Genomic DNA, 13538 nt, shown 5'->3' on the forward strand with positions numbered 1-13538 from the left:
CCGGGACGTGCGGGTCCCGCGCGGCGTCGAAGGAAGTGCTCTTCCGGTGATTGCTTTGGTCAACCACTCGGGAAGGAACTGAAAATGGCCACTGGTTGAATTCCGAATGTGGCTTGAATCAATCGATGCGTTGCCACTGATTCCGCACCGCCGGATCGGACGGGCCCTCCTTGGGCCTGCGGTTGCGCGGCCTTCGCCGGACCGCTGTGGACTGCGGCGGTGTCGTGGTCACGCCGCGACTGTAGGCGACACGCGACCAGTATCAGCATGTGGATGGCCTTTACCGGACAGCGAAGTGACTGTGTGTACAGGGGTGTTCGACCTCTCGTGACCCAACCAGCAAGAGGAGGTACCGCTTCCGAGGGTGCAGTGCAGCTTGTTGTCAGCGGGGAAGGAAGAGGCTGGTGGGAACGTTGGGTAAACCTGCTGCACTGACCGGAATCCGGCCATCCCCATGATGGCTCGTTGACTGGGTCTCGCAATGCGAACTAATGTCTGCCCAGATCAAGACGATCTTCTCGTTGCCGCCGCCCGAAGCGAAAAGCCGTCATTCCGGTTGTCTGCGTAAAGGGGTGGGAAATCGTTCCCCGCCGAGTCCGCGCCACGGCACTGCGGCGTTCACGCGCGGCTGCGGCGACGGGAGCGCCTGGGCACGCGAGGGGGACGTATGACAGGCCTGACAGTTGACCCACCATCGGGCGTCCGCGGGCCGGACGCCGCGGCGACCGCACCGGCCGCGGGGGACGAGGAGCACGCCGCCCATCTGGAACAGGCGCTGCTCCAAGCCCGCGCCCTTATCGAATCCACCGTCTCCCTGTACCGGCAGCGGGCCGGTGCGCCCTCCGCCGTCGAGCACACCGACGCCGCACTCATCGGCCACTCCCTCGACGAACTCATCGGACGCGCCCGGCACACCGTCTGCGTCGCCCTCACCGGCGCCGGGGAGTTCGCCGACGCCGTCCTGCGCTCGCTCGCCGCGCTCCCACCCCGGGTCTCCGTACGGGTGCTGTGCACCGCCGAGGCCCCCGACAGTGCGCTCGAACGGCTCGACAGGCTCCCGGAGAACCGCGTCGAGGCCCGCGTCTCCGAACGGGAACTGCGCGAGGTCCTCATCGTCGACGGCACCACCGCCCTCGTCCGCGCCGGCGCCGGCCGCGAACAGGCTGCCGTGGTCAACGACACCGCCGCCGTCCGCGCCCTGGAACTGCTCTTCGCCGGCGCCTGGTCCCGCGGCCGCGACCTGACCGACCACCTGCGGCTCAGCCCGCGCCTGCGCACCGAGCTCGCCCGCAGCATCCTCGAACGGCTGCGCGCCGGAAAGACCGACGAGACCGCCGCCCGCGAACTGAACGTCTCCTTGCGCACCTACCGGCGCCACGTCGCCGAGATCATGCGCGAGCTGGACGCCAACTCCCGCTTCCAGGCGGGCGTACGGGCCGTCGAGGCCGGCCTGCTGTCGGAGTGAGCAGCGTTCAGCGCAAGCGGAACGTCGAGGGGCACACGAGAAAACGGATGGTGAGAGCAGGACGTGTCCAGCAGTGCAGAGGACGAACTGGAGCATGCCCTGCTCCAGGTACAGGCGTTGATCGAGTCGACCGTCGCCATTCACCGCGACCGCAGCACCCAGGAACGGCTCATCACCGTCGTCGACAACGACTACGGCGTCGTCCTCGACACCGCGGAAGCACTCATCCGCGGTGCCCGCGAGAGCATCGACATCGTGCATGCCCGGCACCTGGCGGCCGAGGAGCAGACCGGCCGCTCGGAACGGGGACTGATCTACGGCGCCGCCGAGCGCATCACCGTACGGCTGCTGAGCTCGCCGGCCCTGCTGGACGAGGAGTTCGTGCGCGAACAACTCGCCCGGAACCGGCCGGTGGCCATCCGGGTGGCCAGGGTGCCGCCCCTGCAGGCCCTGGTCGTCGACGGCCGGGCCGCCCTCGTGGTGGCCGAGTCGGCTGTCGGGCGGCGGGCGTCGGTCATCCGGCTGCCCGAGGTGCTGCACACCCTGCAGACCCTCTTCGAGAGCGTGTGGGCCAACGCCGTGCCCGCGGGCGAACCCCTCGTCTTCGGCGACCGCGACCGCGCCGCCCTGGCCCGGCAGGTGCTCGGCGCCCTGCGGGCCGGGGTCACCGACGAGGTCGCCGCCCGCGAGCTGGCCGTCTCCGTGCGCACCTACCGGCGCTACGTCGCCGAGATCATGGCGCTGCTCGGTGCCAGCTCCCGCTTCCAGGCCGGCGTGCGCGCCGCCGAACTGGGCCTGCTGCCGCCCGCCGGCAGCCAGTTCGGCGGCGGCCGCAGGTAAAACGCTGGCAGCTTCCTGTGCGCTGGCATCTTCCTGAAACGGACGTTGCCGCGGGAGAGCACCGGCCAGTTGTATGACCCGTCAGGAAAGGGAGAGCGACACCCGACGGACGCCGTGCGCACATGCACGCCCCAGGGTGCGCCTTCCTTCCCCGGCGGCTGATTCCCCCGTTATGCCGTCGGCGCACGGGGACCGGACACTCCCGCGACGCACGCACGGCGACGCATGTATCCGGCCCCCGTGCCTTTCGGCGGAACACCAGCGGGAAGAACCAGTGGAGGGTCGTTCCATGAATCAGCTGCCGATCGGTCTCGTGTTCCCGGGCCAGGGAACACAGAAGCACAACATGGGCGAGCCCTGGCGGGACACCCCGTCGTGGGAGCTCACCGCGGAGATCTCCGCCGTCACCGGCGAGGACCTCCCCGAACTCCTGCTGAGCACCCCGGCCGAGCACCTGCGGCGCACCGACCTCGCCCAGCTCACCGTCTTCACCGTCTCGGTGATCGCCCACGCCGAGGCCGTGCGCACCGGCTTCCTCGACGGCCCCGTCGCTGCCCTGGCCGGGCACAGCCTCGGCGAGTACACCGCCCTGACCGCCGCCGGCGCCCTGACCGTCGCCGAGGGCGCCGCCCTGGTCGCCGCCCGCGGCCGGGCCATGCGGGAGGCGGCCCGGCACCGCGAGGGCACCATGGGCGTCCTGGTCGCCGCCCCCCTCGCCGAGGTCGTCGCCATGGTCCGCGAGGTGCGCGAGGAAGGCGCCGACGTGTGGGTCGCCAACGTCAACGCCCCCGGCCAGACCGTGGTCTCCGGCTCCCCCGAAGGAGTCGCGGCCGTCGCCGCCAAGGCACCCGTCATCGGCGCCCGCATGCTCGCCCTGCCCGTCGGCGGCGCCTTCCACAGCCCGTACATGGCCCCCGCCGCCGCGGCCCTGAGCGGCGCCCTGCGCGCCGCCCGCTTCGCGCCCCGGCACCTGCCCGTGGTCGCCAACGCCGACGCCCGCCCCTACGACGGCGACTGCGACTGGCCCGAACTGGGCGTACAGCAGCTCACCTCGCCCGTGCTGTGGGAGCAGAGCGTGCACACCCTGACCGCACAGCTCGGCTGCCGCCGGCTCGTCGAGATCGGCCCCGGCCGCACCCTGGCCGGGCTGATCCGCCGCATCGTCCCGGACATCGACGTGACAAGCGTCGACGGACCGGGCGCCCTGGAGCGGGCGGCGGTGCCGGCCCGATGAGCGCCACCGCGACCCGGCAGCCGACCGTGAGTGGAGTCGGCGTGCTCGACAAGGCGTCCCTGCTGCTCAGCGTGGTCGAGAAGGGCCCGGCGACGCTGGCGGCCATGGTGGCCCACAGCGGCCTGGCCCGCCCCACCGTCCACCGCATCGCCCTGGCCATGGAACGCCTGGACCTGCTCACCCGCGACGCCCAGGGCCGCTTCGTGCTCGGCGCGCGCCTGAGCAGCGCCGCCGGCGAGGTCCAGCGGGACCGGCTGGTGCGCACCGCGGGGCCCGTCCTGAACCGGCTGCACGCCCTGACCGGCCTGGACGCCCTGCTCTTCCGGCGCCGCGGCGGCATGCAGATCTGCGTCGCCGCCTCCAGCGACCCCCTCACCGGCGCCGAGGCCGTCCCCGTCGGCTCGGCCCAGCCGGCCACCGCCGGCCCCGTCGCCCAGGTGCTGCTGGCCTGGGAGGAGCCCGAGGAGCTCTACGAGGGCCTGCGCCGCGCCCGCTTCACCGCCGCCACGCTCGCCCTCGTCCGCCGCAACGGCTGGGCGCACGGCCCCGACGCCGCCGTACCCGGCGCCGTCGCCATCGCCGTGCCGGTGCGCCCCGAGGGCACCCGCGGCGCGGCCGCCCTCGCGCTGACCGGGCCGCCCGCCCGGCTCGCCGTCACCCCCAGCCGGGTGCTGCGCGGGGCCGTCATCGACGCCGCCTGCGAGCTCGGCGACGCCACCGTGCGTGCCAGGGGACCCCGCGGCCGCGGCTGAGGGCCGCGCCGCGCACCACGCACGTCCGCACCACGCACGTCCGCAAGAGGTACGTCCGCAACACGCACGTCCGAAACAGGTACATCCGAAACGGGGTGAAGGTGTGTCCACTGCCGTGTGCGACGAGCCGGTGAGCCGTCCCATCGTCGGGATGGGGGCCGTCGCGGCCACCGGCGCCGGCGTCGACGAGCTCTTCGAGAGCCTGTGCGCCGGCCTGAGCGGCCGCGCCGAGTTCCGCGGCTTCGACGGCAGCCGCTTCCGCGGCCGGCACGCCTACGAGGTCGACGACCGGCCCGTCGCCGGCTCCGACGTGCCCGGGCGCGCCACCCGGCTGCTGCTGGACGCCGTCGGCCAGGCCGTGGCCGATGCCGGCCTCGGCGAGGACCTCGCCGGCATCCCCGTCCTGGTCGGCACGGGCATGCGCGAGCTGCGCTCCCTCGAACTGTGGTGGCGCGACGGCTCGCCCTTCGCCGACTCCGGCCTGGACTTCGGCACCGCGCTGCGCACCCGCTTCAACGCCGACGTCACCCACACCTTCTCCAACACCTGCGCGGCCTCGCTGTACGCCCTGGCCCTGGCCCTGGACCTGCTCGGCCAGGACGGCGAGGACGCCCCCGAGGTGGTGGTCGTCGCCGGGGTCGACGTGCTCACCGAGTCCCTGTACGGACTGCTCGAACGCGTGCGCCCGGCCGGCGGGCGGGCGGTGCCCATGGGCGACGGCGCCGCGGCCGTCGTGCTGCGCCGCACCGGCGACGGCGCCCTGCGGGTGCACGGCCGGCTGCGCGGCGTCGCCGTCAACTGCGACGCCCACCACGTCACGGCGCCCTCCCCGGCCGGCATCGCCGAGGCCATGCGCGCCGCGCACCGTATGGCCGGCGTGGGCCCCGGCGACGTCGACCTGGTGATGCTGCACGGCGACGGCACCCTGGGCGACGACGAGGCCGAGGCCGTGGCCCTGGCCGACGTGCTCGGCGACGCGGCGGGCGGCCCGCTGATGACGGCCGTGCAGTCGATGACCGGCCACACCTCCGGCGCCTCCGGCCTGATCAACCTGATCGTGGGGCTGCGGGCGCTCAACGAGGGCCGGGTCCCGCCCACCGTCGGGGCATGCCCCGCCTCCGGCCCCGCCGGCCCCTTCCGCTTCGTCACCGGCACCCCCGCCGGCGGGCAGCGGCTGAACGTGGCCCAGCTCAACGCCTTCGGGCTCGGCGGCATCAACGCCGTGGCCATCGTCGAAGGGGCCTGCTGAGAGAGAGCCGGTTATGCACCGGTGCCCCGCGGCGGACTCGCCACGGGGCACCGGTCGTGCTCGGAGCGGATCACTCGCAGCCGCGCTGCCAGTTCCAGCCGATGAAGGTGTGGCGCAGGTCCACGTCGAAGGTGCACGTCGCGGTCGCGTCCGGGTTGAGCTTGACGTACGAGTGGTGCGTGTTGGCGTACCACTTGCCGGTCACGTCGAAGATGCCCTTGTAGGCGAATTCCGCGTGCGCCTCGGAGTTGACCACCGAGCAGTTGGTGAGGCAGTCGTCCTTGTGGTCGGCCGACTTCACCGACCAGCCCGCGTCCCACGGCTCGCGGTTGAACTCCTGGCGCGCCTCGGTGGACGCGCTGGTGATACGGCCGTCCGCCGTGTTGACCGTCGAGGTGGTGTACAGGCCCGTCATCCGGATCTTGCAGCAGTCGAACATCTCGTTCCAGCTGCGGATCTGCCGCGTCGTGCCCGCGGCCGCGGCCACCGACTTCACGCCGGCGGCCGCCTTCTTGGCGGCCGCGCCCGAGGCGGGCACGTACTGCACGGGGCCCAGCACCGGCTTGCAGTCCTCGCCGATCGTCACCTGCTGGGTGACCGCCATCCCGGCGGGAGGCGCCGGCAGGGTGCCGGACAGCTTCACGCCGTCACAGGACTTGGCGGCCGCGTCGGGGGCCTGCTGCGCCGTCTGCGCCTGGGCCGTGCCGCCCATGAGGGCGAGCAGACCGGAAGCGGCCACCACGACGGATGCGAAACGCTTGCTCAATTCACGTGCCTTTCTTGATGTGCGTCGCCAGGAGCGTAAACGCCGAATGGCCCACTCCAGCCGGCGCGAAGAAAGGTTGCATCTTCCTGCCACTTCTCTTGGCGCAGTTCAAGGGAGACCGACATCGTTGCCGGCACACCACGATTCCTAAAGGGGTTTCCCCGTGGGCCTGATTCACATGGACCCGGCCGCCGCAGCCGGTCCGGTGCCGCACCGTTCCTCCGGTATTCTCGGGCAACTCTCGCTCGGCGACGAGGAATTCGAAAGAGCGATACGCGAGGGCCTGGCCGCCGCGGAGAAGGCCCTGCAGGACTGTGTGCGCAGCGCCCCCGACCCCCGCGTCGCCGACCTCACCGGCCACATCGCGGCCGCCGGCGGCAAACGCATGCGCCCCCTGCTCGTCCTGCTGGGCGCCCAGTTCGGCGAGCCGTGGGACGAGGGCGTCACCGTCGCCGCCGTCGTGGCCGAACTCGTCCACCTCTCCTCCCTCTACCACGACGACGTGATGGACCAGGCCGCCACCCGGCACGGCGTGCCCAGCGCCAACGCCCGCTGGGGCGAGCGCACCGCCGTCCTCGGCGGGGACTGGCTGCTCGCCCGTTCCGCCCAGCTCGCCGCCGGACTCGGCGCCGACGCGCTGCGCCTGAACGCCGAGACCGCCGGCCGCCTGGTCTCCGGGCAACTGCGCGAACTGACCGGCCCCGCCCCCGACGAGGACCCCGTCGCGCACTACTTCCGCGTCACCGAGGGCAAGACCGCCGCCCTGCTGGCGATGTCCCTGGGCATCGGCGCCCTGCAGGCCGGCGCCCCCGAGCCGTACACCGCGGCCCTCGCCGCCTACGGCGAACACCTCGGCATCGCCTTCCAGATCGCCGACGACCTGCTCGACCTGGCCGCCCCCGCCACCCTCACCGGCAAGGAACAGGGCAAGGACCTGCTCGCCGGCGTGCCCAGCCTGCCGGTGCTGCTCGCCCGCGCCGACACCGGGGCCGCCGGCGCGGAGCTGCGCGCCCTGCTCGCCGGCGGTGCGCTCGCCGACCCGGCCGACCACCGCCGGGCCCTGGAGCTGTTCCGCACCGCCCCGGCACGCGCCCGGGCCGAGGAGATCCTGCACCAGCGGCTGGCCGACGCCCGTGCCGCACTCGCCGTCCTGCCGCCCCTGACGGCCCGCAGGGCCCTGGACGCCCTGTGCGACTTCGTCGCCCTGCGGACGTCCTAGGTCGTGCCCCGTCAGGGGGCGCCCCGTAGGGGTGCGGGGCGGTGTTCGATCTGCGGCTGCCGCCGCGTGGGCGTGATCGGTCCCCGGCGGCCTGCGCCGCAGCAGCACGGCACTTCGTCCGCGGGCGCGTCGTGGCTTGTCGCGCAGTTCCCCGCGCCCCTACGGGGCGCCGTGGTGCCGCATGACGAAGATCCGCCGGACACGTCCTACGGGGCGCCGTAGCCGCCGGTTCGCCGGATGTCGAGGGGGCCGGCACGGCAGCAAGCTGCCAGCGTCGTTGCTCGCCCCACAGCGCCTTGTTAAGCACTTGAAGCGGCATGAACCGGGTCGCACGGAGCCCGGGTGCGGCCGCGACATGGGAGGCAGCTCGTGCTACAGATGGTGTTCCGGATCCTGGGACCGCTGGACATCAGCGCCGGTGGGGCGCCGGTGACGCTCACCGGCGCCCGGCAGCGCACCATCATGTCGATGCTGCTGCTCGCCCCCAACCGCGTCGTCTCCGTCGAGACCCTCGCCGACGCCGTTTGGAACGGCCGCCCGCCCGCCACCGCCCGCAACCAGATCGCCATCTGCGTCTCCGCCCTGCGCAAGACCCTCAAGGCCACCGTCGGCGCCGACGACGTCCTCGTCACCAGCCACCCCGGCTACATGCTCTTCGCCGGCGAACACCGCATCGACGCCGTCGAGTTCGAGGAGCGCGCCGCCCTCGGCCGCGAGGCCGCCCGCAGCGGGCGCCCCGAGGAGGCCTGCGCCCACTTCGAGGAAGCCCTCGCCATGTGGCGCGGTCCGGCCCTGGAGGGCATCACCGCCGAGCGTGCCCAGGCCGAGGCCACCCGGCTGAACGAGATGCGTCTGGACGTCCACGAGGAGCACGCCGGGCTGCGCCTGGAGATGGGCCACCACCGCGAACTCATCGGCGAGCTGACCGCCTTCGTCCGCGAGCACCCCCTGCGCGAGACGGCCAAGGCGCATCTCATGCTCGCCCAGTACCGCTCCGGCCGGCGCGCCGAGGCGCTGGAGACCTACCGCGACGGCCAGCGGCTGCTGGCCGAGGAGCTCGGCATCGACCCCGGCCCCGCCCTGCAGGAACTGCACGAGGAGATCCTCGCCGACTCCCCCCGGCTGACCCTGCCCGCCGAACCGGTCGCGCTCGTGCCCTCCGCCACCGTGCCCGCGCAGCTGCCCTCCGCCGTCGCCTCCTTCACCGGCCGCCGGCGCGAACTGGCCGCCCTCGACACCCTCCTGGACCACCTCGGCGGCCCCGCCCTGCCCGTGGGCTCCTTGACCGGCATCGGCGGCGTCGGCAAGACGGCCCTCGCCGTCCACTGGGCCCGCCAGGTCGCCGTCCGCTTCCCCGACGGCCAGCTCTTCGCCGACCTGCGCGGCTACGACGAGGAGGAGCCGCGCCGGCCGAGCGCGGTCCTCGACCGCTTCCTGCGCGCCCTGGGCGTACCGGCCCCGCAGATCCCCGCCGACCAGAACGAGCGCACCGCCCTCTTCCGCAGCGTCCTCGACGGCCGCCGTGTCCTGATCGTCCTGGACAACGCCCGCTCCTTCCAGCAGATACGCCCCCTGCTGCCCGGCTCCGGCCGCTGCTGCGTGCTGATCACCAGCCGCGACCCCATGGGCGGCGCCCTCGCCGGCGACTACGCCTTCGTCCCCCTGCACCTCGACGCCCTCGGCCAGGACGAGGCCATCGCGCTGCTCTCCCGCGTCGTCGGCGACGACCGGCTCACCGGCGACCCCGTGGCCGCCGCCCGGCTCGCCGCACTGTGCGACGGGCTGCCGCTGGCCCTGCGCATCGCCGCCGCCCGGCTCACCGCCAAACCCCACTGGACCGTGCGCTCCCTGGTCGCCCGGCTGGAGGACCAGCACCGCAGGCTGGACGAGCTCAGCCCCGACGAGCGCGGCGTGCGGGCCGGCCTGCGGCTGAGCTACCGCGACCTGCCGGAGGCCACCGCCCGGATGTTCCGGCTGCTGGCCACCGTCAACGTCCCCGACTTCGCCGCCTGGGCCGGGGCCGCGCTGCTCGACATCGACCCCCTGGACGCCGAGGACCTCATCGAGGAACTCGTCGACGCCCAGTTCGTCGTGCCCGTCGGCACCACCACCGGGCACGTGCGCTACCGCTTCCAGGGCCTGCCGCGCCTCTTCGCCCGCGAACGCGCCCTCGCCCAGGACGCGGCGCCGGACCTGCGCCGGGCCGTACGGCGCGTGCTGGGCGCCTGGCTCGCCCTGGCCGCCGAGGCCCACCGGCGGGTCTACGGCGGCGACTACACCGTCCTGCACGGCCCGGCCCCCCTGCACCCGCTGCCGGCGCACCTCACCGACAGCCTGCTGCAGGACCCCATGGAGTGGTTCGAGAGCGAGCGCACCGCCATCACCGGCCTGGTCGAACAGGCCGCCCGCGACGCGGAGTCCGCCTTCGCCTGGGACCTGACCATGACCAGCGTCACCCTCTTCCAGAACCGCAACTACCTGGAGGACTGGCGGCACTCCTGCGAGGCGGCCCTGGCCGCCGCCCGGCAGACCGGGGACCGGCTCGGCGAGGCCGTCATGCTGCACTCGCTCGGCACGCTGGAGATCGTGGAGTGGTCCTACGACCGCGCCGGCGAGCACCTCACCGACGCCCTGCGCCTGTTCGAGGAGCTCGGGCAGGACCAGGGCCGTGCCCTGGTCCTGCGCAACCTCGCGCTGTGCGCCCGCCACGACGGCGAGCTCGACCACGCCCGGGACCTCGGACACCGTTCACTGGAGATCTTCCGCGCCGTGGGCGACCGGTACGCCGAGGCCCACGTCCTCGGCATGCTCGCCCAGGTCGAGCTGGAGCGCGGCGACCCCCGGGCCAGCCTGCAGCTGTCGTCCGAGGCCGTCGCCCGCAGCCGCGCGCTCGGTACGGCCCGCGGCGAGGCGCAGAGCACCGTCCGGCTCGCGGAGGCCCTGCTCCACCAGGGTGATGGGCAGCGGGCCGAGGAGGCCGGCCGGCGGGCCCTGGACCTGGTACGGGCCGGCGGCGACCGCCGGGGCGAGGCCCACGCGCTGCGCGCGCTGGGCGAGGCGCTGTGGTGCCAGGGGCGCACCCTGGAGGCCGAGGAGGCGGTGCGCGAGGCGCTGCGGGTCGCCGGCAAGGTGCCGGACCGCTACCTGGAGGGCCGGGCCCGCGTGGTGCTGGGGAGCCTGGTGCTGCTGCACGGCGACGCGGCCGGCGCGGCGGAGTGCTTCACGGCCGCGGACGAGCTCTTCGCCGGGATCGGCACGTCGTTCTGGCAGGAGCGGGCGCGGCAGCTGGGGGAGGTGGTGCGGGGCGGCGCGGTGCCGGGCTCGCAGGATCTGTTCGCGCTGGTGCAGCCGTGAGGGACGGGCGGTCGGGCCGCCTCAGGTCCAGGGGTCGTCCTTGACGGCGGCCGGGGCGACGGTCCACGGGTCGTCCATGGTGCCGGCGGGGGCGACCGTCCACGGGTCGTCCTTCGCCACCGCACGGGCCGGGGCGACCGTCCACGGGTCGTCGTGCGGGGCCGCCTGGGCCGCGGTGGTGCCGGCCGCCGACAGCAGCAGGACCGCTCCGGTCGTGGCGAGGGCCTTGAGGGTGGGGGAGAGGCGCTTCACGGGTTCCTCCTGGGACGCGACGGTGGTCTCGGCTGCTTCCGGAGCGCTCGCCCCGGTGTGCCCACCACGTTAGGAAGACCCCTTTTTCCGGCGCTTTCGTCTCGCTTTCGCGACCGCGAAATCGCCCCGACAGTCCCGTAAAAGCGCAGGTCAATAGCGTTTCGCGCATGGACTTCCAGATCCTGGGGCAGGTCGCGGCCACGGCCGGCGACCGCGCGGTGGCCCTCGACGGCGCCAAGCAGCGCACCGTGCTCGCGGCCCTGCTCCTCGCCCACGGCAAGGTCATGCCCGACGAGCGCCTCACCACCCTGGTGTGGGGCTGGGAGCCGCCGGCCACGAGCACCAACCAGCTCTACACGTACGTCTCCCGCCTGCGCACCCGCCTGGGCGCGGACGTCGCCCTGGAGCGGGTGGGCGCCGGCTACCGGCTGGACATCGGCGACGCGCCCCTGGACTGGGACGCCTTCCGCCGGCTCGCCGAGGCCGGCCGCGCCGACCTGGCCGCCGGGCGGTACGAGGACGCCTCGCGGCACCTGGCCGACGCCCTCGCCCTGTGGCGCGGGCCCGCGCTCACCGGCGTGACCGAGCACCTCGCCGAGGCGGAGGGGCCGCGCCTGGAGGAGGCGCGCCTTGCGGCACTCGAGCACCATGCGGAGGCTGCGCTGGCGCTGGGGCGGCACGGAGAGATGGTGCCTGCCCTGACGCGGCTGGTGCACCAGCACCCGGTGCGCGAGCGGCTGCGGTGCCATCTGATGACCGCGCTCTTCCGCAGCGGGCGGCAGGCGGATGCGCTGGCCGTGTACGAGCAGGGGCGGGCCGTCCTGGCCGAGGAGCTGGGCATCGATCCCGGGGACGAGCTGCGGGCGCTGCACCAGGCGGTGCTCACGGGGACGTTGTCCCCGGAGCAGGGGGCGGTGCCGGCCGGTGGGCCGGTGGGTTCCCACCCGTTCCGCTGGGGGCACCTCCCGGCGGTGGCCGGGGGAGGAACGACTGGCCACCAACCGGCGACGTGCCCTGCTCCACCTGCCGATTTCACCGGGCGGGAGGGGGAGGTCGAAGAGGTGGGCGCCGCCCTGCGCGCCGGGCACGACGTCGTCGTCACCGGAGCGCCCGGTACGGGGAAGTCCGCGCTGGCGCTGTGGGTCGCCGCGCACCTCGCCGGGGACTTCCCCGACGGCCGGCTGCACGCGGACCTGCGCACCGCCCAGGGCACGCCCCGCGAACCCGCCGAGGTCCTCGGCCTGTTCCTCGGCGCCCTCGGCGTCGCCCCCGACCGGCTGCCCGCCGGCGCCGACGAGCGCGGGCAGCTCTACCGCACGCTGCTGGCCGGCCGCCGCGTCCTGGTCGTCCTCGACAACGCCGCCGAAGACGCCCAGGTCCGGCCGCTGCTTCCGGGTGCCGGCCCGAGCCGCACCCTGGTGACCGGCGTGCGTGCCTCGCTCGCCGCCCTGGAGGGCGCCCACCTCGTGCGCCTCGGCCCGCTGGAGCCCGCCGCGGCGGTGGGGCTGCTCGCCGCCGTCGCCGGGCCCGCCCGCCTCGCGCAGGACCCCGAGGCGGCCGCGCGCATCGCCGAGTACTGCGACCGGCTGCCCCTGGCCCTGCGCATCGCCGGAGCCCGCCTGGCCGCCCGGCCGCACTGGCCGGCAGCGAGGCTCGCCGCCCTCCTCGCGCCCGAGCAGCGCCGGCTCGGCGAACTGCGCCTGGGCAGCCTGGACGTACGGGCCGCCCTGCGCACCGAGCTCGACCGGCTGCCCGCACCCGCCAGGCGCGCCTTCGCCGTGCTGGCGGCGGCCGGCCTGGAGCAGCTGGACGCCGCCGATGCCGCCGCGCTGCTGGACACCGGCACCGACGACGCCGAGGAGCTGCTGGAGGAACTGGCCGACGCGGCACTGCTGGACGGCTGGCCGCTGTACCGCTGCGCGCCTTTGGCCCGCCTTCTCGGGCAGGAGGAGCATTCCGCCCCGGTCCTCGCCTCTTTCTGAACGATCTCCCTTTTTCCCGCTCGCCTTTCGCGGGCCGGCCGCCTTTCGGCGCCGGCCCGCGAAGGCATTTCCGCGGTCCCGGCTCAGCCGCAGCCACCCGCGTGGGAGTCGTCGAGCCCGTAGTACTCGCGGGGATTGTCGAACTTCCCCTGCGCCGCGAGCTCGGTGAGCGCGTCGACGTACTGGGCCAGCAGTTCGGCCCACGGCGCCGCATTGTCACGCAGCAGGGACTCCTGGGTCAGGGACGCCTGCTGCTCGATCTCCTTGAGGAACTCGAGCGGGTGCTGAACCTGGGCAGGGGCGTTCTGTGGGTTGTTCATTGCTCCTCCTCCGTATGGGGCCGGGCCCCTCTCAGGTCCCGCATCCACAGATTCGGCCCCGCTCCTGTACGGGATCGGGCGTCCTTCCGTACCGCTTTCCATAGC

Annotated in this window: 11 protein-coding genes; 8 read left to right on the plus strand and 3 right to left on the minus strand. The window is 74.1% G+C overall.

Translation table 11 applies throughout. The features are described 5' to 3' along the window. Positions 1-667: 667 nt before the first annotated feature. The 5 genes from AB0K17_RS13835 to AB0K17_RS13855 all read left to right on the plus strand — a co-directional run bounded on the left by AB0K17_RS13835 (position 668) and on the right by AB0K17_RS13855 (position 5540). Positions 668-1465 carry a LuxR C-terminal-related transcriptional regulator gene (locus AB0K17_RS13835; protein ID WP_365964402.1) on the plus strand — a complete coding sequence of 266 codons (798 nt, stop codon included), beginning with the start codon at positions 668-670 and terminating at the stop codon, positions 1463-1465. Positions 1466-1528: 63 nt separating this feature from the next. Beyond that, positions 1529-2305: a LuxR family transcriptional regulator gene (locus AB0K17_RS13840; RefSeq protein WP_365964401.1), complete on the plus strand. Its 777-nt coding sequence runs from the start codon at positions 1529-1531 to the stop codon at positions 2303-2305. A 289-nt stretch (positions 2306-2594) separates the two neighbouring features. After that, the gene (locus tag AB0K17_RS13845; protein WP_365964400.1) at positions 2595-3539 is read left to right on the plus strand and encodes an ACP S-malonyltransferase; all 945 of its coding nucleotides are present in this window, start codon (positions 2595-2597) and stop codon (positions 3537-3539) included. Further along, positions 3536-4291: an IclR family transcriptional regulator C-terminal domain-containing protein gene (locus tag AB0K17_RS13850; RefSeq protein WP_365964399.1), complete on the plus strand. Its 756-nt coding sequence runs from the start codon at positions 3536-3538 to the stop codon at positions 4289-4291. Before AB0K17_RS13845 ends, AB0K17_RS13850 begins: the two co-directional genes overlap by 4 nt. 130 nt (positions 4292-4421) lie before the next feature. After that, positions 4422-5540 carry a beta-ketoacyl synthase N-terminal-like domain-containing protein gene (locus AB0K17_RS13855; RefSeq protein ID WP_365983132.1) on the plus strand — a complete coding sequence of 373 codons (1119 nt, stop codon included), beginning with the start codon at positions 4422-4424 and terminating at the stop codon, positions 5538-5540. A gap of 70 nt (positions 5541-5610) precedes the next feature. Here AB0K17_RS13855 and AB0K17_RS13860 read toward each other — a convergent pair whose 3' ends face one another. Continuing rightward, positions 5611-6306: a hypothetical protein gene (locus tag AB0K17_RS13860; protein WP_365983086.1), complete on the minus strand. Its 696-nt coding sequence runs from the start codon at positions 6304-6306 to the stop codon at positions 5611-5613. A gap of 163 nt (positions 6307-6469) precedes the next feature. Here AB0K17_RS13860 and AB0K17_RS13865 point away from each other — a divergent pair, with 163 nt between their 5' ends. Together AB0K17_RS13865 and AB0K17_RS13870 are read left to right on the plus strand one after the other, a co-directional pair. Continuing rightward, the gene (locus tag AB0K17_RS13865; RefSeq protein WP_365983087.1) at positions 6470-7525 is read left to right on the plus strand and encodes a polyprenyl synthetase family protein; all 1056 of its coding nucleotides are present in this window, start codon (positions 6470-6472) and stop codon (positions 7523-7525) included. A gap of 378 nt (positions 7526-7903) precedes the next feature. Further along, entirely contained in the window at positions 7904-10879 is a 2976-nt protein-coding gene (locus AB0K17_RS13870) for a BTAD domain-containing putative transcriptional regulator (protein WP_365983133.1), read from the plus strand. 21 nt (positions 10880-10900) lie between these two features. On the opposite strand, the gene AB0K17_RS13875 is transcribed toward AB0K17_RS13870, so the two are convergent. Continuing rightward, positions 10901-11131, minus strand: coding sequence for a hypothetical protein (locus AB0K17_RS13875; protein WP_365964396.1), 231 nt, complete (start codon positions 11129-11131; stop codon positions 10901-10903). 167 nt (positions 11132-11298) lie between these two features. Between AB0K17_RS13875 and AB0K17_RS13880 the strand changes: the two genes are divergently transcribed. Next, positions 11299-13113: a transcriptional regulator gene (locus AB0K17_RS13880; protein ID WP_365983088.1), complete on the plus strand. Its 1815-nt coding sequence runs from the start codon at positions 11299-11301 to the stop codon at positions 13111-13113. An 83-nt stretch (positions 13114-13196) separates the two neighbouring features. On the opposite strand, the gene AB0K17_RS13885 is transcribed toward AB0K17_RS13880, so the two are convergent. Continuing rightward, positions 13197-13433, minus strand: a complete 237-nt coding sequence (locus AB0K17_RS13885; RefSeq protein WP_365983089.1) for a DUF6269 family protein — start codon at positions 13431-13433, stop codon at positions 13197-13199. Positions 13434-13538 lie beyond the last annotated feature (105 nt).

Source organism: Streptomyces sp. NPDC049585 (genome assembly GCF_040675615.1).
GTDB lineage: Bacteria > Actinomycetota > Actinomycetes > Streptomycetales > Streptomycetaceae > Streptomyces > Streptomyces luteosporeus.